The sequence below is a fragment of the Streptococcus sp. FSL E2-3488 genome (genome assembly GCF_038003585.1).
GTDB classification, from domain to species: domain Bacteria; phylum Bacillota; class Bacilli; order Lactobacillales; family Streptococcaceae; genus Streptococcus; species Streptococcus thermophilus.
Genome location: NZ_JBBOPL010000001.1, coordinates 707,932 through 730,214, shown reverse-complemented (window position 1 = coordinate 730,214; position 22,283 = coordinate 707,932). Strand labels below are relative to the sequence as shown.

Annotated in this window: 17 protein-coding genes and 1 pseudogene; 7 read left to right on the top strand and 11 right to left on the bottom strand. The window is 38.4% G+C overall.

Annotation, left to right across the window (positions count from 1 at the left end):
* Nucleotides 1-13: 13 nt before the first annotated feature.
* The 6 genes from MHH90_RS03825 to acnA form a co-directional block, all read right to left on the bottom strand.
* A complete protein-coding gene (locus MHH90_RS03825; protein WP_002951091.1) occupies nucleotides 14-1,447 on the bottom strand; it encodes an NADP-dependent glyceraldehyde-3-phosphate dehydrogenase in 1,434 nt (477 codons plus the stop codon).
* Between the two features lie 219 nt (nucleotides 1,448-1,666).
* Nucleotides 1,667-3,400, bottom strand: a complete 1,734-nt coding sequence (gene ptsP / locus MHH90_RS03820; RefSeq protein WP_084828900.1) for a phosphoenolpyruvate--protein phosphotransferase — start codon at nucleotides 3,398-3,400, stop codon at nucleotides 1,667-1,669.
* Nucleotides 3,401-3,404: 4 nt separating this feature from the next.
* Complete coding sequence (locus MHH90_RS03815; RefSeq protein WP_002946351.1) at nucleotides 3,405-3,668, bottom strand: phosphocarrier protein HPr; 264 nt, start codon at nucleotides 3,666-3,668, stop codon at nucleotides 3,405-3,407.
* Nucleotides 3,669-3,929: 261 nt separating this feature from the next.
* Nucleotides 3,930-5,105 carry an NADP-dependent isocitrate dehydrogenase gene (gene icd / locus MHH90_RS03810; RefSeq protein WP_084828901.1) on the bottom strand — a complete coding sequence of 392 codons (1,176 nt, stop codon included), beginning with the start codon at nucleotides 5,103-5,105 and terminating at the stop codon, nucleotides 3,930-3,932.
* Between the two features lie 14 nt (nucleotides 5,106-5,119).
* Complete coding sequence (locus tag MHH90_RS03805; RefSeq protein WP_011226166.1) at nucleotides 5,120-6,244, bottom strand: citrate synthase; 1,125 nt, start codon at nucleotides 6,242-6,244, stop codon at nucleotides 5,120-5,122.
* Between the two features lies 1 nt (nucleotide 6,245).
* Nucleotides 6,246-8,909, bottom strand: coding sequence for an aconitate hydratase AcnA (gene acnA, locus MHH90_RS03800; protein ID WP_340725787.1), 2,664 nt, complete (start codon nucleotides 8,907-8,909; stop codon nucleotides 6,246-6,248).
* A gap of 331 nt (nucleotides 8,910-9,240) precedes the next feature.
* Here acnA and nrdH point away from each other — a divergent pair, with 331 nt between their 5' ends.
* From nrdH to MHH90_RS03770, 6 genes and pseudogenes are all read left to right on the top strand, one after another.
* Nucleotides 9,241-9,465 (top strand): glutaredoxin-like protein NrdH, encoded by a 225-nt coding sequence (nrdH, locus tag MHH90_RS03795; RefSeq protein WP_003096895.1) that lies wholly within the window; start codon nucleotides 9,241-9,243, stop codon nucleotides 9,463-9,465.
* An 86-nt stretch (nucleotides 9,466-9,551) separates the two neighbouring features.
* Nucleotides 9,552-11,711 carry a class 1b ribonucleoside-diphosphate reductase subunit alpha gene (gene nrdE / locus MHH90_RS03790; protein ID WP_011226168.1) on the top strand — a complete coding sequence of 720 codons (2,160 nt, stop codon included), beginning with the start codon at nucleotides 9,552-9,554 and terminating at the stop codon, nucleotides 11,709-11,711.
* Between the two features lie 159 nt (nucleotides 11,712-11,870).
* On the top strand, nucleotides 11,871-12,833 hold the full coding sequence (nrdF, locus tag MHH90_RS03785) for a class 1b ribonucleoside-diphosphate reductase subunit beta (RefSeq protein ID WP_002946459.1): 963 nt from the start codon (nucleotides 11,871-11,873) through the stop codon (nucleotides 12,831-12,833).
* Between the two features lie 145 nt (nucleotides 12,834-12,978).
* A pseudogene (locus tag MHH90_RS03780) lies at nucleotides 12,979-13,418 on the top strand (helix-turn-helix domain-containing protein); the annotation flags it as partial.
* A 2-nt stretch (nucleotides 13,419-13,420) separates the two neighbouring features.
* Nucleotides 13,421-13,912: an IS110 family transposase gene (locus MHH90_RS03775; protein WP_224103231.1), complete on the top strand. Its 492-nt coding sequence runs from the start codon at nucleotides 13,421-13,423 to the stop codon at nucleotides 13,910-13,912.
* Between the two features lie 87 nt (nucleotides 13,913-13,999).
* The gene (locus MHH90_RS03770; protein WP_014621731.1) at nucleotides 14,000-14,365 is read left to right on the top strand and encodes a transposase; all 366 of its coding nucleotides are present in this window, start codon (nucleotides 14,000-14,002) and stop codon (nucleotides 14,363-14,365) included.
* 264 nt (nucleotides 14,366-14,629) lie between these two features.
* Here MHH90_RS03770 and MHH90_RS03765 read toward each other — a convergent pair whose 3' ends face one another.
* From MHH90_RS03765 to gyrA, 4 genes are all read right to left on the bottom strand, one after another.
* Nucleotides 14,630-15,598 carry a DUF1002 domain-containing protein gene (locus MHH90_RS03765; protein ID WP_011681301.1) on the bottom strand — a complete coding sequence of 323 codons (969 nt, stop codon included), beginning with the start codon at nucleotides 15,596-15,598 and terminating at the stop codon, nucleotides 14,630-14,632.
* Between the two features lie 113 nt (nucleotides 15,599-15,711).
* The gene (gene gloA2 / locus MHH90_RS03760; RefSeq protein WP_041827731.1) at nucleotides 15,712-16,113 is read right to left on the bottom strand and encodes an SMU1112c/YaeR family gloxylase I-like metalloprotein; all 402 of its coding nucleotides are present in this window, start codon (nucleotides 16,111-16,113) and stop codon (nucleotides 15,712-15,714) included.
* Nucleotides 16,114-16,149: 36 nt separating this feature from the next.
* A complete protein-coding gene (locus MHH90_RS03755; protein WP_011681303.1) occupies nucleotides 16,150-16,911 on the bottom strand; it encodes a class A sortase in 762 nt (253 codons plus the stop codon).
* A gap of 14 nt (nucleotides 16,912-16,925) precedes the next feature.
* Nucleotides 16,926-19,379 (bottom strand): DNA gyrase subunit A, encoded by a 2,454-nt coding sequence (gene gyrA, locus MHH90_RS03750; protein WP_011681304.1) that lies wholly within the window; start codon nucleotides 19,377-19,379, stop codon nucleotides 16,926-16,928.
* A 218-nt stretch (nucleotides 19,380-19,597) separates the two neighbouring features.
* On the opposite strand from gyrA, the gene MHH90_RS03745 reads away from it, so the two are divergent.
* Nucleotides 19,598-20,584: an L-lactate dehydrogenase gene (locus tag MHH90_RS03745; protein ID WP_011226177.1), complete on the top strand. Its 987-nt coding sequence runs from the start codon at nucleotides 19,598-19,600 to the stop codon at nucleotides 20,582-20,584.
* 92 nt (nucleotides 20,585-20,676) lie between these two features.
* On the opposite strand, the gene nox is transcribed toward MHH90_RS03745, so the two are convergent.
* On the bottom strand, nucleotides 20,677-22,050 hold the full coding sequence (gene nox, locus MHH90_RS03740; protein WP_113870334.1) for a H2O-forming NADH oxidase: 1,374 nt from the start codon (nucleotides 22,048-22,050) through the stop codon (nucleotides 20,677-20,679).
* Nucleotides 22,051-22,283 lie beyond the last annotated feature (233 nt).

Genomic DNA, 22,283 nt, shown 5'->3' with positions numbered 1-22,283 from the left:
ACTGGCTTAACACTTAGTAGTCTGAAATATCAAATACTGTTGATTTCACACGAGTCATAGCTTCGATAGAGTACTTCACACCCTGAGTTCCGGCACCAGATCCTTTAACACCAAGGAATGGGAAGTTATCTGTACCACGTTGTGTTTTGTTGTTGATGTGAACTGTACCAACTTCAAGTTGCTCAGCAATTGCAAATGCACGTGGGTAGTCTTGTGTGAAGACAGCACCTTGAAGTCCAAATTCAGATTCGTTAGAAATCTTGATTGCTTCTTCAACTGAAGATACACGGATGAATGGCAACACTGGACCAAATGGCTCTTCCCAAGCAAGACGCATGTCAGTAGTTACATGGTCAAAGACAGCTGGGTAGATAAGGTTTCCTTCACGTTTCAATTCAGTTTTAGCAGTAGCACCTTGCTCAACTGCGTCATCAATTAAACCTTGAACAAAATCAGCAGCTTTCGTATCGATAAGTGGTGTAACACTTGCACTTTCTTCAGGCATACCAACAGTAATATTACCGACCAAAGCTGTTACTTTTTCTACCAATTCATCTGCAACACTATCCATTACAAGAACACGTTTGATAGCCGTACAACGTTGTCCTGAATAGTCAAAGGCACCAGCCACAATGTTTTTAGCAGTCAAGTCAAGATCAGCATCTTCAAGAACGATAGCAGCATCTTTACCACCAAGTTCAAGCATTACTGGACGCATTGCTGCCAAACGACCGATATTTTCACCAACTGGAGTCGAACCTGTAAAGTTGATAAAGTCAACTGCTTTGTGTTCAACGATGTAGTCACCAATAACTGAACCACGTCCTGTGATAGAGTTCAAGACACCAGCAGGGATACCAGCTTCAACAAACGCTTCTACCAAAAGAAGACCTGAGATAGAACCTTGTGTTGGTGGTTTGAAGGCAACAACGTCACCAGCGATCAAGGCAGGAGCAATTTTAGAACCAGCCAAGTTTACTGGGTAGTTAAATGGTGAGATAGCAAGGACAAGACCTACTGGTTCCCGACGAACAACAGCAATTTTTTTCTTGCTACCAGCATCAAAAGCACCACCTTCGAGTACTTCACCTTCCAAACGCAAACCTTCTTCAGCAGCATAGTGGATAATTTCAGCAGTACGAACAACTTCACCAATTGCAGATTTCAAACCTTTTGAAATTTCTTTAGAAAGAACTTGTCCGATTTTTTCTGCATCACGTTCCAAGATATCAGCTGCTTTATGAAGATAAGCTGCACGTTCAGCATATGAAAGTGCACGCCATGCTGGGAGTGCTGCTTTAGCTGCTGCGTAGACTTCATCTACTTCAGCTTGGCTCATAGCTGGAACTGACCCAAGTTCCTCACCGTTTGCAGGTGCGTAAATAGTAATTGAATTTTCAGATGTTTTCCACTCACCATTGACATAGTTTTTGTATTGTTTAGCCAAGATAGTAACTCCTTTTATCTATTATAAAATCTATTTTATCACTTTTTTAGCAATATTCCAACATTTAAATGAGTAGTATTCAGAAAATTTTGACAAAAAAATACTAAAAAATTATTAACCAAGGTTAGACGTATTTTACTCCTAACCAAAGGACGAGTTAAATCTCTTCTCTCTGCTTAGATATAAAAAAGTGAAAGCTCAAGCCTCCACTTTTTTTGATTAATCTACGTTAACATATTTTTTTGAAAGTTCAAGAACTTCTTCCATTGTTGAACATTCAGTAAGTGCACGGTTAGCATATTCTTCCATTTTAGCTGTGTCAAGTTTCTTCATTAAGCTACGTGTACGAAGTATTGATGTAGCTGACATTGAGAACTCATCCAAGCCCATTCCGACAAGGAGTGGAACAGCAGTTTGATCACCAGCCATTTCACCACACATACCAGCCCATTTACCTTCAGCGTGAGCTGCCTTAATAACGTTGTTAATCAAGCGAAGGATTGATGGGTTATATGGTTGGTAAAGGTATGAAACTTGTTCATTCATACGGTCAGCAGCCATTGTGTATTGGATAAGGTCGTTTGTACCAATTGAGAAGAAATCAACTTCTTTAGCAAATTGGTCAGCAAGCATTGCTGCAGCTGGGATTTCAATCATGATACCTACTTCGATGTCGTTTGCAACGGCAACACCTTCAGCAACCAATTTAGCTTTTTCTTCTTCAAGAATACCTTTAGCAGTACGGAACTCAGTCAACAAAGCAACCATTGGGAACATGATACGCAATTTACCGTGAACAGATGCACGAAGCAAGGCACGTAATTGAGTACGGAACATTTGGTTACCAGTTTCAGAGATAGAAATACGTAATGCACGGTAACCCAAGAATGGATTCATTTCTTTAGGAAGGTCAAAGTAAGGAAGTTCTTTATCCCCACCGATATCCATTGTACGAACAACAACAGGTTTACCATTCATTCCTTCAAGAACTGCTTTATATGCTTCATATTGGTCTTCTTCGGTTGGGAAATCTTGAGAATCCATATACAAGAATTCTGTACGATAAAGACCAACTGCTTCTGCACCATTATCGTTAACTCCTTCAACGTCTTTAGGTGTACCGATATTTGCTGCTAACTCGAAGTGTTTTCCATCAGCAGTAACTGTTGGAGCATCTTTAAGTTGAGCCCATTCTGCCTTTTGTTTGGCGTAATCTTCACCAGCTGCTTTAAACTCAGCAATTTGTTCTTCAGTTGGATTAATAACAACTTCACCGGTAATACCTGAAACCGCTAAAATGTCACCATCTTTAACAAGTTCAGTTATGTTGTTTGTTCCAAGGACTGCTGGGATTTCAAGTGTACGAGCCATAATTGCAGAGTGACTAGTACGTCCACCAATATCAGTAACAAAAGCTTTTACAAATTTTTTATTCAACTGAGCTGTATCAGATGGAGTCAAGTCATGAGCAACAATGATTGATTCTTCATCGATTGTTGCTGGGTTTGGCAATTTCTTACCAAGCAAGTTTGCAAGCACACGTTTAGTAACGTCACGAATATCCGCTGCACGTTCTTGCATGTACGGGTTATCATCCATACCTTCAAAGATCGCGATAAACATGTTAGTTACTTCCGTCAAAGCAGCTTCGGCATTAACTTGTTTAGCACGGATAGTTTCTTTGATTTGACCAGTCATTTCTGGATCAGCAAGAACCATCAAATGAGCATCAAAAACGGCTGCTGCTTCTTCACCAAGGCTTTCAACTGCTTTTTCACGGATAACAGAAAGCTCGTCTTGCGACGCCGCTAGAGCAGCATCTAGACGAGCCTCTTCTGCACTTGTATCTTCAACTGTAACAGTTTCAAATGACAAGTCTGGTTGAACAAGTAGATATGCCTTAGCAACTGCAACACCATCAGATGCCGCGATTCCTTTAAGCATTTTTGTCATATTTTTATGCCAATCCTTCTTTTGTCATTGTTTCTGCGATTGCTGCAATTGCATCATCAGCGTCAGGACCTTCTGCAGAAATAGTTACGTCAGCACCTTGACCAACACCAAGACTCATAACACCCATGATAGATTTAAGGTTAACTGCTTTACCTTTGTATTCAAGAGTGATATCTGAAGCAAATTTACTTGCTGTTTGAACAAGCAAAGTAGCTGGTCGTGCGTGAATACCAGTTTCTGCAACAATGTGGAAATCTTTAGAAGCCATAATGGACTCTCCTTCTTAATTTGGAATATTTGAGTTATCAATGATAACCCTTACAATCTAGTATTATAACATAACTGTTTGATATTATCAAGGTTAAGACGCACTTTATAAAAGTTTTTCATAAGCTAATCTCTCATTTTATTTCCAATTTTCATTTTTCAAACCATAATCAAACACCAGTCTTTATCTATTCACAATATTCTCAGAAAACTTCTTTCATATTGTTTTCAATCATTAATTTTCATTTTTGTGCAAAAACAATCATATAATTGAGAGAATTTGATTGCTGAAACCACTGGTTGAATAGGCTCGTTTTCCAAAGGCTAGGTCAACTGTAAAAATCCCTGATTTAAAGTTTTTTTCAATAGCACTTATAATGAGTTCAGCTGCTTCAGACCAACCGATATATTCTAAAAGCATACAGCCAGATAAGAGAATAGAGCAAGGATTAGCCCTATCTTGATCCGCAATATCTGGAGCCGTTCCATGAGTAGCTTCAAAGATAGCATGGCCTGTTTGATAGTTAATATTAGCTCCAGGGGAGATTCCGATACCACCAACCTGGGCAGCTAGAGCATCACTTGCATAATCGCCATTCAAGTTGGTTAATGCAACAACATCAAATTTTTCGGGATTCAAAAGAATCTGTTGTAGAAAATTATCAGCGATTATATCATTAACTTCTAGACGGCCAGCAAGCATTTCTTCCTTATATTCTTCCTCAGCCACTTCATAGCCCCATTTACGAAAGCCACCTTCTGTGAATTTTTGAATATTCCCTTTATGCACCAATGTTACTTTCTTTAGATTGTTCTTAAGAGCATAGTCAATAGCTGAACGAATCAATCGTTTACTTCCTTCTATTGAAATAGGCTTAATTCCAATACTACTTGACTTGGGAAAGCGAATTTTATCGACATTCATTTCTGTTTGAAAAAAAGCAATAACGCGCTCTACATCTACCGTTCCTGCTTCCCATTCAATTCCTGCATAAATATCCTCAGTATTCTCACGAAAAATAGTAATGTCTGTTTTTTCTGGTTCCTTAAGTGGACTTGCTACTCCTTCAAAATACCGAACCGGTCGAACACAAGCGTAGAGATCAAGTTCTTGACGTAAAGCTACATTTAAAGAACGAATTCCTCCTCCGACAGGTGTTTCAAGTGGCCCCTTAATAGCTACCAGGCTTTCTCGAATAGCCTCTAAAGTTTCTTGCGGCAACCACTCACCTGTTTTATCAAAAGCCTTTTTACCTGCCAAAAACTCTTGCCACTCAATACGACGCTGTCCTTCATAGGCTGCTTCTACCGCTTTATCAAAAATTGCTTGAGCATTCTTCCAAATATCACGTCCAACACCATCTCCTTCAATGAAAGGAATAATCGGATTATCAGTAACTTTGAGCTTGCCATTAGTCATAAGGATTCTTTCTGCCATATATTTTTTCCTCCCTAGCGTTTTTCTAAAGCAATATAAGTCATATTTTCTTGTCCAATATACTGTGAACGTGGACGAATCAATTTGTTATTTTTTTGTTGCTCGTGAATATGTGCAATCCAACCGGCAACTCGACTCATAGCAAAGATGAGTGTAAAAATATCGCTGTCAATTCCTAGAGTATGATATACAGTGGCTGAATAGAAGTCCACATTAGGAATCAATCCTTTCTTATCTCTCATGAACTCTTCGATTTCTTGAGACTTATTAAAGAATTCTTCATTCTCTGTACCCTCTGTCAACTTCTTGGCCATATCCCTTAAGAAAATCTCACGAGGATCTTTCTTCTTGTAAACACGGTGCCCAAATCCCATGATTTTTTCTTTAGAATCAAGTTTTTCCTGCAAGTATGCATTGACATCACCAGATTCACGAACTTCTTTTAGCATATCAAAGACACGTTCATTAGCCCCACCGTGAAGTGGACCTTTCAGGGCACCAATAGCTGTCGTGACACAAGAATAAATATCTGTTAGGGTTGAAGCACAAACTCGCGCAGCAAATGTTGAGGCATTCAATTCATGGTCAGCATGAAGGATTAAAGTCTTATTCATAGCTTCGATTTCAATTTCAGAAGGTTCAACACCATTCAACATGTAAAGAAAATTCGCTGCAAATCCTAAATCCTTCCGTGGTTTAAGAGGCATTTTACCAGTACGTAAACGTGCAAAAGTCGTGATGATAGTTGGCAATTTAGCCATTAATTCGATGCTTTGCTGATAAACAGCTTCCATGGATCTTTCCTCAGCATCCACATTATATACACCAAGTAGGGAAACTGTTGAACGAAGAACACTCATCGGGTGTAAATGGGGGCGAGATTGGATAAGAATACATTGTTCTACAGCATCTGAAATATCATAGTTCTTACGTAATTCGGCCTCAAAATACTTGAGTTCCATTTGCGTTGGAAGATGACCATTCCACAGCAGATAAATTACTTCCTCAAAAGACGCCTTATTATTCATAAACTCGGAAATATCATATCCTGCATAGGATAAATGGTCATCAATAATAGATGAAATCCTAGTATTACAGGCAATCATATCCTTAAGTCCATCAATTTCAACTGTTGTCATTTTAGGCTCCCTTCAATTTTTTTCTTACAACCATTGGCAAGATACCACCATTTTTATAGTAGCGAATATCAGCATCTGCATCAAAACGAACCAGTACTTTGAAAGTTTTGGTTTGTTCAGGTGTTGAAGCTGTAACAGTAATAGCATCATGAACACCTGGATTTTCTGAAAGATCAAAGCTAAAAATCTCATGTCCTGTCAATCCAAGAGTTTCAGCATTTTCTCCTTCCATAAATTGTACCGGCAAAATTCCCATCATGACTAGATTTGAACGGTGAATACGCTCAAAACTCTCAGCAAGTACTACTTTCACACCAAGGAGATTTGCCCCTTTAGCTGCCCAGTCACGACTTGAGCCCATACCATAATCCTTACCAGCAATTACAAGTGTATCTCGATTAGCTTCTTTATATTTCATGGCAGCATCGTATATGGGTAGAATGTCACCTTCATATTTAGTATATCCACCAATTTTTCCTTCTGCCAACTCATTTTTGATACGAATATTAGCAAAAGTTCCTCGCATCATGACTTCATGGTTTCCACGACGACTACCATAAGAATTAAATTCTTGATAATCTACACCATTTTCAGACAAATAGCGTGCTGCTGGACTGTTTCTAGCAATATTACCAGCTGGAGAAATATGGTCTGTTGTAACCGTATCTCCAAATTTAGCCAATACCTTCAAATTATTCAATGGTTTAATGGTCAAATCATCTCCTAAAGCATCAAAGTAAGGTGGATTTTGAATATAGGTAGACTTCTCATTCCATTTATAATTTTGGCTCTGTTCAGTAGGAATGGCATTCCACTTCTCACTGTCTGAGAAGACACTAGCGTATTCGTCTCGGAAAAGTTGACGGGTTACGTATTTATCAACATAAGCTTCAATTTCATCACGTGATGGCATAATATCTTCTAGATAGACGGCTCGCCCATTGTCGTCAAAACCTAAAGGCTCCCTTGTCAAATCAATATTAGTGTTACCAGCCAAAGCGTAGGCAACAACCAATGGTGGGCTAGCTAAGAAATTTGCTTTTACGAGAGGATTAATACGTCCTTCAAAGTTACGATTTCCTGACAGAACGGCACTCGCTAGTAAGTCCGTGTCTACAATAGCTTTAGCTACCTCAGGACGTAGATCTCCCGAGTTACCAATACACGTCGTACAACCGTAACCTACCAAATTGAAGCCAAGCTTGTCTAAGTAGCTTTGCAAGCCTGAAGCTTTAAGATAACCAGTAACAACTTTAGAACCTGGTGCCAAAGATGTCTTCACCGTTGGAGATACCTTTAACCCTTTCTCAACTGCTTTTTTAGCTAAAAGACCAGCCGCCATAAGAACGTAAGGATTTGAGGTATTGGTACATGATGTGATCGCTGCAATGGCCACATGCCCCATTTGAATTGTTTCTGAATGATCCTCAAAATCAACTTTTGCCGTTTTTTCTAACTCCTTCTTGTCCAATCCAAAGCCACGCACACCTGCTTCTCGTACCACTGCATCCTGAAATTCTTGCTTAGCATCGGACAAGAGAATCAAATCCTGTGGACGTTTGGGACCCGAGATAGAAGGTTTAATGGTTGACAAATCAATTTCAACAACCTTAGTATACTTGGCTTCTTTACTTGGGTCATAAAACAGATGATTGGCTTTTGTGTAGGCTTCAGTGACCTGGATATGTTCCTCATCACGATTAGTTAAACGCATGTAGTTAAGAGTTTCGTCATCAATAGGAAAATAACCACAAGTTGCCCCATACTCTGGTGCCATATTAGCGATTGTAGCACGATCAGCTAGAGATAGGCTCTTTAAGCCAGAACCAAAATACTCTACAAATTTACCAACAACATTTTCAGAACGAAGTACTTGAGTAATCTTGAGAGCCAAGTCTGTTGCCGTAGCAATTTTAGGAAGTTCACCTGTTAAATGTACACCAATAACCTCTGGAATTGGGAAATAGGAAGCTTCACCTAGCATAGCTGCTTCAGCTTCAATTCCGCCGACACCCCAGCCCAGAACACCAATACCATTAATCATCGTTGTGTGACTATCTGTACCAAACATAGAGTCGGGATATAGTAGCCCATCTTTTTCAATAATGACATCACTTAGAAATTCAATATTAACCTGATGGATAATACCTGTAGCTGGTGGAACCGCACGGTAATTTTCAAAAGATTGTTCGGCCCATTTAAGAAATTCGTAGCGCTCATTGTTACGTTTAAATTCTAGATTGATATTATCTTCAAGCGCTGTATCACATCCATATGAATCGACTTGAACAGAGTGGTCAATGACTAAATCTACTGGAATCTCTGGATTAATAAGTTCTGCTTTACCACCATTAGCCACTATAGCATCCCGCATTGAGGCCAAGTCAACGACAACAGGAACCCCTGTGAAATCTTGTAAAATGACGCGACTTGGTTTAAATGGTATCTCAGAAATTGTTGGAAAATTCGGAAATTTTATCAGATCAGAAATGTGAGATTCCTTAACATCAATGCCATCTTTTTTTCGGAGGAGACTTTCAAGTAGTATTCGAATGCTATAAGGTAGTTCTTCGACCTTAACATCATAGGATTTTGCTGCTTTTTCGAGATCATAAAAAGAGAATATCTTACCATTTACAGTTAGATTTGAACAGTATTCTTGCATACTTGAACCTCCATTAGTTAAAAAATTTCCTCTATTCTACACTGTTTTTTTAAAAAAAACAAATAAAATTGGCATTCTTGTGTGATGTTTTATTACATCTTCAGTCAGTTATTGGAATTTTAGCCATTTCCATAAATAAATTCTATTTAATTTAAGAAAACTTAAAAAGCCTTCAAAACACAAGATATAGGGTTGTGTTTCAATACTAAACACAAAATATTGTATTCCTTAAAATATTTAGCTTGATTTTTCCCAATATTTTGGGTATTCTATTAAAGTCAAAAAAATGACACCTAGTCACTTAAAATCTTTAAAAAAAGGAGTATTTGCAATGGCAAAGATTACATTGTTTTCAAAAAACAACTGTATGCAATGCAAAATGACAAAAAAATTTTTGGAAAAAGAAGGTGCTGATTTCGAAGAAATCAATATCGATGAACAACCAGAAAAAATTGATTACGTCAAAAGCCTAGGCTTTACTGCTGCTCCAGTGATTGAAGCAGGCGATATCGTCTTTTCAGGTTTTCAACCGGCTAAACTTAAAGAAATCCTTTAATTATCAAGTTTTTATATAGAAAGGAACTTGTTTGCTTAGTTTAATATGTTAACTTTAACCTTTAAACTAGGCCTGGTATCTGTATTATGTCTTTAAAAAATCTTGGCGATGTTTCTTACTTCCGCCTCAACAACGAAATTAACCGTCCTGTAAACGGTCAGATTCCTTTGCATAAGGATAAAGAAGCGCTTCGTGCCTTTTTCCTTGAAAATGTTAAGCCAAATTCAATGGCATTCAACAGCATCACAGATAAAATTAATTATTTGATTGAAAACGACTATATTGAGTCTGAATTCATCGGTAAATATGAACCTGCTTTCATCGAAAAATTGTCTGCAGAAATTCATGCTCAAAAATTCCGCTTTCAATCTTTCATGGCAGCCTACAAGTTCTACCAACAATATGCTCTCAAAACAAACGATGGCGAGACATACCTTGAAAGTTTTGAAGATCGTGTTCTTTTTAATGCTCTTTACTTCGCTGATGGTGATGAAAACCTGGCTAGTGACCTTGCTAACGAAATGATTCACCAACGTTATCAACCTGCTACTCCTTCATTTTTAAATGCTGGACGTAGTCGTCGTGGAGAACTCGTTTCATGTTTCCTTATCCAAGTAACGGACGATATGAATTCCATCGGTCGTTCTATTAACTCAGCTCTCCAATTATCACGTATTGGTGGAGGGGTTGGTATTAGCCTATCTAACCTACGTGAAGCTGGTGCTCCTATCAAGGGATATGCTGGTGCTGCTTCTGGAGTTGTCCCAGTTATGAAGCTTTTTGAAGACAGCTTCTCTTACTCAAATCAACTTGGTCAACGTCAAGGTGCTGGTGTTGTTTATCTGGATGTTTTCCACCCAGATATCCTTGCCTTCCTTTCAACTAAGAAAGAGAACGCTGATGAAAAGGTACGTGTTAAGACATTGTCACTAGGTGTTACAGTACCAGATAAATTCTACGAGTTAGCACGTAATAATGAAGATATGTATCTCTTCAGCCCCTACTCTATCGAAAAAGAATACGGTAAACCATATAACTACATTGATATTACAGCTATGTATGATGAATTGGTTGCCAATCCTAATATCACCAAAACTAAGATTAATGCGCGTGAGTTAGAAACTGAAATTTCTAAACTCCAACAAGAATCTGGTTACCCATATATCATCAACATTGATACAGCTAACAGACATAACCCAATTGATGGTAAAATTGTTATGTCCAACCTCTGTTCTGAGATTCTCCAAGTTCAAACACCAAGTGAACTTAACGATTCTCAAGAATTTGTTAAACTCGGTACAGATATCTCATGTAACCTTGGATCTACTAATATCCTGAACATGATGACTTCACCTGACTTTGGTCGTTCCATTAAGACTATGACACGTGCGCTTACCTTTGTTACAGACAGCTCAAGTATCGATGCCGTTCCATCAATCAAAAATGGGAACCAACAAGCTCATACCTTTGGTTTAGGAGCTATGGGGCTTCACTCTTACCTTGCTAAACACCATATTGAGTATGGTAGCCCAGAATCTATTGAATTCACTAATATCTACTTCATGCTTATGAACTACTGGACTTTAGTTGAATCTAACAATATCGCCCGTGAACGTCAAGAAACCTTTGTCGGCTTTGAGAATTCAAAATATGCTGACGGTTCTTACTTTGATAAATACGTTACAGGGCAATACGTTCCTAAATCTGACCGTGTTAAAGAACTTTTCGAAGGCCACTTCATCCCACAAGCCAAGGATTGGGAGGAACTACGTGAACTCGTTAAAAAAGATGGTCTCTACCATCAAAACCGTTTGGCTGTTGCGCCAAATGGCTCAATCTCTTACATTAACGACTGTTCTGCTTCTATTCATCCAATCACACAACGTATTGAAGAACGTCAAGAGAAGAAAATCGGAAAAATTTACTATCCAGCCAACGGTCTTTCAACAGACACTATTCCTTTCTACACTTCAGCCTACGACATGGACATGCGTAAAGTTATCGACGTTTATGCCGCTGCGACTGAACACGTTGATCAAGGTTTGTCATTAACCCTATTCTTGCGTAGTGAGTTGCCTAAAGAAATTTACGAATGGAAAACAGAAAATAAACTAACAACTCGCGATCTTTCTATCCTTCGTAACTACGCCTTTAACAAAGGAATCAAGTCAATCTACTACATCCGTACTTACACAGATGACGGCGAAGAAGTTGGCTCTAACCAGTGTGAAAGCTGTGTCATCTAAGATAGTGATTTGAGGCTAACAACTTCACTACTCTTATTTATAAAAAGCATAAAATGGGTCGGTTCGCCGACTTTTTTAATAGATAAACTCAAAAAAACTATATCATGATTTTTAATTATGATAAAATAGAAATGATATCAATAAAGAAAGAGGTTTCTAATGGAAACTTACTATAAAGCCATTAACTGGAATGAAATCGAAGATGCGATTGATAAATCTACCTGGGAAAAATTAACTGAACAATTTTGGTTAGATACTCGAATTCCCCTTTCAAATGACCTTGATGACTGGCGTAAACTTTCAGCTGAAGAAAAAGATTTAGTTGGAAAAGTTTTCGGCGGCTTGACCTTGCTAGATACCATGCAATCTCAAACGGGTGTTGAAGCCATTCGAGCAGACGTTCGTACACCTCATGAAGAAGCTGTCTTGAACAACATTCAGTTTATGGAATCTGTTCACGCAAAATCTTACTCTTCTATTTTCTCAACTTTGAATACTAAATCAGAAATTGAGGAAATTTTTGAGTGGACAAACAGCAACAAGTACTTGCAAACTAAAGCAAAAATCATTAATGATATCTATGAAAACGGAACGGCACTTCAGAAAAAAGTTGCTTCAACTTATCTTGAAACCTTCCTTTTCTATTCAGGCTTCTTCACTCCACTCTATTATCTTGGTAATAATAAGCTAGCTAATGTCGCTGAAATTATCAAACTCATTATCCGTGACGAATCTGTTCACGGTACCTATATTGGCTATAAGTTCCAACTAGGATTCAACGAATTACCTGAAAAAGAGCAGGAGAGTTTCCGTGAATGGATGTATGATCTCCTCTATCAATTATATGAAAATGAAGAACTCTACACTAAATCTCTTTATGACGGTGTTGGATGGACCGAAGAAGTAATGACCTTTCTTCGCTATAACGCCAATAAAGCATTGATGAATTTAGGACAAGATCCTCTTTTCCCAGATTCTGCTAACGATGTTAACCCAATCGTTATGAATGGTATTTCTACAGGAACATCAAACCACGATTTCTTTTCTCAAGTCGGTAATGGTTACCTTCTAGGTACTGTTGAAGCTATGCAAGATGATGATTATAACTACGGACTAAAATAAAAGCCAGCCTAGGCTAGCTTTAATGGCTCTATAATTTCTGTAGTGGGTAAAACTACTGTAGAGATTATAGAGCTTTTTGAATGCAGACAAAAAGTCCCATAAAAACTATAATGAGAAGTAACCAAACCATCATTAGGAAGAACTCATGAAATCTATTAAGAATACCACAGGATTAATCGGAATGATAGATCCTAACATCATTACTCTTGTTTTTAAAATGGATACTCATATCGAGGTTCAAGCAAAACTAGAACTCCAACACTACTACGTCTGAAGAAATGTCGCTTCCAGTGTAAAGATTGTAGAAAAGTCACGGGGGCTGAGACATTAATCGTTGAGAAAAACCACCAAATTTCAAATCTAGTCCGCCAAAAGGTCTCACAACTCCTAACTGAGAAGATGTCACTAACGGATATTGCCAGAAGACTTCGTATGTCGACATCCACTGTCTATCGTAAGCTTGATCAGTTTACTTTCAAGGAACATTTTGATAAACTCCCAAGGGTTATGTCCTGGGATTAGTTTGGGTTCAAGAAAGGGGAATTGACTTTTGTCGCTCAGAACTATGAGACTAACAAAGCTTTAATATATTCTCAGACTCAGAGCTCAATCTGATATTAGCTAACGCTCAACATATTAAGAATGTACCTGGTCGAAAAACAGACATGAAGGATGACGAATGGATTGCACAGCTCGGACGTTGTGGACTTATTGAGCCATCTTATATTCCTAACCCTGAAGTAATGCAGTTACGTTTACTCACTCGTAGATTACGTTCTTACAAACAACGTCAAACTCAAATAAAGAATAAGATTCATAACCTCTTACAACCTACTAATATCAAACTAACCAGCTATCTTTCTGTTATCTTCTCTAAGACAGGACAATCTCTTTTAATGCTCTTTATCAATGGGGAACTCATTGATTATGACAATGTGACAGCTTGTATTCACAAGCATGTCAAAGCAAGTCCCGAAGAATTTAATATAGGCCATGAATGGGAAGTTGTCTCTGGAGGATCGATTTCTCTTGGACCAAAGCCTAGAAGAATATCAATTGTATCAAAAACTCATGAATAAATTAACGAGTGAAATAATAGCTTATATCGAAAAGGAGTTCCCTGAAGAAAATAGATTACTTCAAACGATTCCTAGTGTGAGTGAAACTTGTGCAGCCACTATTTAGCTGAGATTGAACCAGATGTGAAGGCTTTTCAATCGGATGCAGACTTAGCTTCTTGGGCTGGGCTCTGCCCAGAATCCTATGAAAGTGCTGACATTAAAAAAATCCTCACACATCACACAAGGAAATCGATATATCACAAGCAGGCTTTGACCATGTCGGTATTGATTGAGGCTCATTCTAAAGATAATGCGTTTTTATCTTTTTATATCAAAATTTCCCAAAGAGGAAGTAAAATGAAAACCGGCATTGCTTGTGCACATAAGCTGCTTCGTATCTTTTACAAAATTCTCGCAACACATCAAGAATACGAAAAAGAAAAAGTGCTAGAACTGAGGAAACAGTTCTAACTCCAAACTAAAAAAATTTCAATTACCGTATAGCACAGGAAGTGATTTTTGCACTTTTTACTGTCTTTTTTCAAATCATGACTCCCCCGTTAGACAGGAGGTCATGTTTTGTCTCGCACCTAACGGAAAGAGACGGACTGAAAGTCACATAATAAAAAGAAAGGACGAAATTTGTCCTTTCTCGATCTTAGCTTTTCTTCAACACACTACAGTTGACAAAGAGCCAAAAAATAGGAAAAGCCATCCAAATGGACAGCTCTTTCACTACCTAAAAAGTCCAGTAAAGAAATCTACGATATCTTGCCAGATTTGTGCAAAAATATTTTTGCTATTCTCAAGTGTTTGGTTAGCATCAAAGTTTAAGTTGATGCCAGAGAAAGTATCGCCCGCTTTTGAAACGATAGAAGCTTTAAGTGAACTCAGACTTGACTTGAAGCTAGCACTATCAATGATTGATGACTTAGATAAATTTAAAGCAAAGTTCACCAAAAGATTGATTTGAGTATCAGAAAGATTCAGGTTGTAGTTATTGATGGTTCGCTGAACAATCGTTTTAGCTTGATCATCAGTCAACTTATTTCCTTTATCAGCAACTGCCGTCTTGATATCAGTCATGGCTACATTAAGCTTATCCGCATCATAGTTACTCTTACCTGAATTCTCATCATTGATTTGGGAAAGGGTTTTAAGCTCTTCCTGAGCAAGCTCTTTGCTTTCATCTGAGACTTTTGCTCCATTCTGCTCTAGAGAATAATAAATACCAGCCAAGGCACTTTCCCCAGTTACTGGAATAGGTGCTGCTACTGTAATCTTAGCATGTTCAATACCAAGTGTCGTTGCAGCATTACGATACATATCTGGAGTGATTTTTGTGATATTTTGTGGTGTCACAATTTCTACACTCAAGGTTTCCTTAGCACCTAGTTTAGCAATCTTAACTGAAGAATATAACTGAAGACTAGAATCATCTGCAACATTCATGATATTTGCATAGGCCGTAGTCGTTAATGTCTTGACATTGGTATCCTTGCTACTATCATAACTTAGCAAGTTCAGGGTCTGATTACGCTCTTCCTCTGACAAAGAATAACCCATAACATAGTCAGGTTGAACGTAAGATTCATCAATAACCTTTTGGACATCTGACGATGTGGCTGCTTGAGCAGCTGAGGCAAAGGTTGTCACCAAAGTTAGGAAAGCCATCCCAGCAACGAAAAGCTTTTTCAATTTCATGTATGTTTCCTTTCGAAAATAGAATAGTATCCATAATCTCCTAAAAGATGACCGAGTGTGAGCTCAGCCGTGAATTCATTATACCATGACTTAAAAAAATAGGGTCAAAAAAACTACTCATGTAATTCCAAAGGGAGCCCGTCTGGATCAGCAAAGAAAGTCATCTTTTCCCCAGTAAAACTGTCCTTGCGAATAGGTTGGCATGAAATACCTTTTTGTTCCAAAGACTCGACAACCTCTTCAATATTAGCCACTTTAAAAGCTAAATGACGTAGTCCACACGCCTCAGGATAAGACAGACGCTTTGGTGGCTCCACATAGGCTAGATCACTAGTCTTATTTCCAAAGATTTCCAGTTCTATATCACCACAACGTAGATCTAATTTATAATCGTTACGTTCCGGACGGTGATTTTCACGTATGATTTCAAAACCTAATTTATTAACATAAAAATCTCGAGATAGATCATAATCAGAAACAATGATAGCGACATGATGTATTGTTTTCAAAAATATTTTTTCCCTCCATAGAAAAGACCTTACGGCCTTTTCTTAACTTTGAAATTGATTGTATGACTTATTGAAGGCTTCAAGAATATCTGAACTTGCCTTGTCAAAGTCTACCTGCGATTCTAAGTTCCCTTTGACAATTGTACGCTGAGTTGCTTCAGCATCTGTACAAGTTACCAAAGTCACTTCAGATTTACCAGGAGTGTCATCAACCACTGCTACTTCAGTTGGTTGGACAATTTTTACCTCACTGATAACATAGGTGTAGATCTTATTTTTATCCGTAAGATAAATCTTCATGCCATTTTTTGCTCTGTCTAATGGTGAGAAGAGCATATCAGAAGCCCCAGCGATACCGAAAATATGGTGACTAGCCAATGAATAATTATTTTCTCCACCCATGACTTGATTTTCCTTCATAGTTCCAGCACCATAGGTAAGCTCTGTATTACCAAGTCCTTTGAAAATAGGGAGATTAATACCAACCTCAGGGATAGCAATTCCACCAACAACTGGAAGTTTTTGAGAACCCATCTGGGCTTGCAAGACTGACTCTGTACTAACAGATTTAACCGTATCAAAGTCATAACTTGCCTTAGCTTCCTTGTTTTTCTTTATGGTCTTTTTAGAGACCTTACTTACTTGATATTTATTAGTATTCCAAGCAATTATAGTGTTTCGAATTGATTTATTAAAAATTAAAGCTAAACCAACAACCAAGAGAACAACAATCAAGATCCAACGAAGGACCTCAAGCCATTTACGATGCTTTTTAGGAGTCTTATTTTTGTTATCTTTTCTCATTAGTTATCACCACTTTATTGATCTTCAGTAACTTGATCAATTTCTTCAGGTTCAACCAAAGCAAAGGTGACAATACGAGCAGTATCATCTAAACGCATGACCTTAACCCCTTGAGTTACACGACCAGTTTGAGAGATATTAGCAACTGCAGTACGGATAATAACACCCGTATCAGTTATGACCATAATATCCTCATCACCAGAAACTGTCACAATGCCTGCAAGGTTACCATTTTTATCTGTGATATTAGCTGTCTTAATACCTTTACCACCACGCCCCTTAGTTGGGTATTCAGTAGCTGAAGTACGCTTACCGTAACCTTTTTCCGTGATAATCAAGACTTCTTGGTCTTCAGTAATAGCTGCTGCACCAACGACTTGGTCACCGTCACGAAGGGTTACCCCTTTAACACCAGCAGCCATACGACTCATACTGCGAATAGTATCCTCTTTGAAACGCACACTGTAACCAAATTTAGTACCAATAATAATTTCTTCATTACCATTAGTCAAGAAGACATTGATAAGTTCATCACCTTCTCTAAGTTTCAAGGCAATCAAACCATTTTGACGGATATTTTTAAATTCTGCTTCTTTAGTTCGTTTCACTAAACCTTGGCGAGTTACAAAGACAAGGTGATTGTTATCTGATGCTTCGTCGCTCTTAGCATTAATCACTGTTTGAATTGTCTCACCTTCATCCAACTTCAAGAGATTAACAATTGGTAATCCCTTAGCTGTACGGCCATACTCAGGAATTTCGTAACCCTTGAGACGGTATACACGACCTTTGTTGGTCATAAAGTAAAGATGATCATGAGTGCTTGTTGAAACGATATCACGAACAAAGTCGTCATCGTTCACACCTGTCCCTTGAACTCCACGACCTCCACGTTTCTGAGAACGGAATTCGTCTTGAGCCAAACGTTTGATATATCCCTTGTTAGAAAGAGTGATAACGATATCTTCTTCTTCGATTAGGTCTTCATCTTCAAGTGAAACAACTTCGCCGACCATCAGCTCTGTACGACGGGCGTCCGCAAATTTACGCTTACTTTCATCCAACTCTTCCTTGATGATAGCAATAACACGTTCTGGTTTTGCCAAAATATCAGCCAAATCAGTAATCAAGGCAAGGAGATCATCGTACTCATTTTGAATCTTATCACGTTCCAAACCGGTCAAACGACGCAAACGCATATCAAGAATGGCTTGGCTTTGACGTTCAGTGAGTTCAAAGCGAGCCATCAACTCGGCTTGAGCCTCTGCATCAGTTTGACTGTTACGAATAATCGTAATCACTTCATCCAGATGATCAAGCGCAATTAATAGGCCTTCTAAAATATGGGCACGTGCTTCAGCCTTATCCTTATCAAACTGTGTACGACGGACCACAACCTCTTTTTGGTGAGCAATATAGTCAGCCAAAATTTGACGCAAGGAAAGGATTTTGGGCACACCCTTTTCAATGGCCAACATATTGAAGCTGAAGTTTGTCTGAAGTTGAGTTAATTTGAACAAATTGTTCAAGATCACATTGGCAGATGCATCACGACGCACTTCGATGACAAAACGTACCCCCTCACGAGAAGACTCGTCACGAACTGCTGTAATCCCCTCAATACGTTTTTCCTGAGCCAAACGAACGATGTGTTCATGGACTTTAGTCTTATTGACCATATAAGGAAACTCAGTAACTACAATGCGCTCACGACCTGATTTGGTTGTTTCAATTTCGGTACGCGAACGAAGAACAATAGAGCCTTTACCAGTTTCGTAAGCACGGTGAATACCAGATTTTCCCATGACCAAACCACCAGTTGGAAAGTCTGGACCGGGAAGAACTTCCATCAGTTCACGGGTTGTGACTTCAGGATTGTCCATCATCAATTTAACGGCATCTATAGTTTCAGCCAAATTGTGTGGTGGAATGTTGGTCGCCATACCAACCGCGATCCCTGTAGCACCATTAACAAGAAGATTTGGAATACGGGATGGAAGAACAATTGGCTCACGTTCAGAACCATCGTAGTTATCTTGAAAATCTACGGTATTCTTATTGAGATCACGGAGCATCTCCAGGGCGATTTTAGACATACGAGCCTCAGTGTAACGTTGAGCGGCTGCGCCATCACCATCCATAGAACCAAAGTTTCCGTGGCCGTCAACCAACATGTAACGGTAACTCCACCATTGAGCCATACGAACCATAGCTTCATAGATAGATGAGTCACCGTGTGGGTGATATTTACCCATAACATCCCCGGTAATACGGGCAGATTTTTTATGAGGCTTATCAGGTGTCACCCCAAGCTCATTCATTCCATAAAGAATACGACGTTGTACCGGTTTTAAACCGTCACGAACATCTGGGAGTGCACGAGATACGATAACACTCATGGCATAATCGATAAAACTCGTTTTCATCTCAGACGTTAAATTAACGTCAATTAAATTATTATCTTGCACTCTAAAAATGCCTCTTTTCTTTCAATCAAATTATTCCAAATTCTCATAAAATAATGGAAAATTTCTATAATATTATACCATAAAAAGCGTTATATTTCAGTTGTTTAAAACGCTTTCACTTAATAATTCCTTATTATTTCGTGACATTCATCACTTAAAATGGTAGAATAAGCATTGTATGGGGTAACCCAATAAAAAATTAAGGAGATGTTTAGACCATGACTGCAACTAAACTACACAAAAAAGTCATCCTTGTTGGTGACGGTGCCGTAGGTTCATCTTACGCTTTCGCACTTGTAAACCAAGGTATCGCTCAAGAACTAGGTATCATCGAAATTCCACAATTATTTGAAAAAGCCGTTGGTGATGCGCTTGACCTTAGCCACGCACTTCCTTTCACTTCACCTAAAAAAATCTATGCAGCTAAATATGAAGACTGTGCGGATGCTGACCTTGTAGTTATCACTGCTGGTGCTCCTCAAAAACCAGGTGAGACTCGTCTTGATCTTGTTGGTAAAAACCTTGCAATCAACAAATCAATCGTTACTCAAGTTGTTGAATCAGGATTCAACGGTATTTTCCTTGTAGCTGCTAACCCAGTAGACGTATTGACTTACTCTACATGGAAGTTCTCAGGATTCCCTAAAGAACGCGTTATCGGTTCAGGTACTTCACTTGACTCAGCTCGTTTCCGTCAAGCACTTGCTGAAAAACTTAATGTCGATGCTCGTTCAGTTCACGCTTACATCATGGGTGAACACGGCGACTCAGAGTTTGCGGTTTGGTCACACGCTAACATCGCCGGTGTAAACCTTGAAGAGTTCCTTAAAGACGAAGAAAACGTTCAAGAAGCTGAATTAGTTGAATTGTTCGAAGGTGTTCGTGATGCAGCTTACACAATTATCAACAAAAAAGGTGCTACATACTACGGTATCGCAGTAGCCCTTGCTCGTATCACTAAAGCTATCCTTGACGATGAAAATGCAGTACTTCCATTGTCTGTATTCCAAGAAGGTCAATATGGTGTAAACAACATCTTTATCGGTCAACCTGCTATTGTAGGTGCACACGGTATCGTACGTCCAGTAAACATCCCATTGAACGATGCTGAACAACAAAAGATGAAGGCTTCTGCCGATGAATTGCAAGCTATCATTGATGAAGCATGGAAAAACCCTGAATTCCAAGAAGCTTCAAAAAACTAATCTTACTTTAGTTAAATAAGAGCCTCCAGTTGGAGGTTTTTTAGTATTTTAAAAAGAAAAACAGCTAATTCATATGAATTAGCTGTTTAATATTATTCAGCGGAGATAGCTGCTTTAGCAATATAGCTAAGTGGTTGGTTAAAGTGTGGCAAGAAGAACAAATCAAGCAATTGTAGACGGTCAATTGTTACTCCTTCTTGAATTGCCAATGAGAACATGTGGATTCCCATTGAGATATCCATGAGTGAAACCATTTGAGCACCCAAAACTTTACGAGTATCTTTATCATAAACAATCTTGATAGTTACATCTTCATTTTCATACTTCATGAAGGGAGGTTTTTGAAGATCCGTTGATTCTACTACTGCTGGATTGAAACCAAAGCGTTTTGCCTTCTCTTCAGTCAAACCAGTAGAAACCATGTTCAAACCATAGATAGAGATACCATTTGATCCTTGAACACCGTTTGATTCAACATCACCACCACCGGCATTGTGTCCAGCAACAATACCTGAACGAATAGCATTTGAAGCTAAGGCAATGTAGTTGACATCGTCAAGAGCATTGTCATAAACCGTAGCACAATCACCAACAGCGTAAACATCCTTAACTGATGTTTCTTGTTTCTTATTAACAAGGTAAGCACCATTTCGGAATGTTTCCAATTTACCAGCTCCAAGGGCTGTATTAGGACGGAAACCAACAGCAAGAACAACCATATCTACATCGTACGCATTTTTATCTGTTACGATGCGTTCTACCTTAGTTTCACCTTCTACTGCTTTAACAGTTTCGCCAAAGGCCAATTGGATACCGTGGTCTTCCAAATTTTTAGCCATACGGTCTGTAAAATCGCGGTCATAGTATCCTGCCAAACATGTGTCAACAACATCAATAAGGATAACTTCTTTACCATGACGTTGGAAGGCTTCAGCCAATTCAACACCAATGTAACCTGCACCAACGACTGCTACACGTTTGATGTCTTGTGATTTATCGTTCAACTTATCAATAACTTCTTGAGCGTTTTGGAAAAGTTTAACGAATTGAAGGTTTTCAAGAGTCGCTTCGAAAGTACGGCTACCTTCTTTAATCTCAGCACCATCGATTGGAGGTAAGATTGGTTGTGAACCAGTAGCTAAAATCAATTTGTCATATGATTCAACATGTTCTTTACCATCAACAAGAGCTGTAACAGTTTTACCGTCAAAGTCAATAGACTCAACTGGTGAGTTTATATAAACTTTTGCACCCTTGCTTTCAAGGACTTCTTTGTTGGCATAGAAAAGGCCATCAGGACCTGAGATTTGATTACCAATCCAAAGAGCCATACCACAACCCAAGAATGAAATGTTAGAGTTTTGATCGAAAACAACTACTTCATTTTGGTCTCCGTAATTATCAAGAATAGTATTAATACTATAAGTACCAGCATGGTTAGCACCGACAACTACGATTTTTGACATAAATTTATCCAACTTTCTTTTGATAATAGATTACTATACAATTTTACCACAATTAGAAAACGGTTACACGTTTTATGCTCAAACTTTATTACTTTTTGAACAAAATAAGATATTTTGATTTAAAATCGTCATTTTATTAGCTCAATACATATTAACTAGTGTGCCATGTGAAATATTCTTATCACTGACTGACCCTAGAGTCTCTATCATTAAGCTATTATCAAATCCTAATG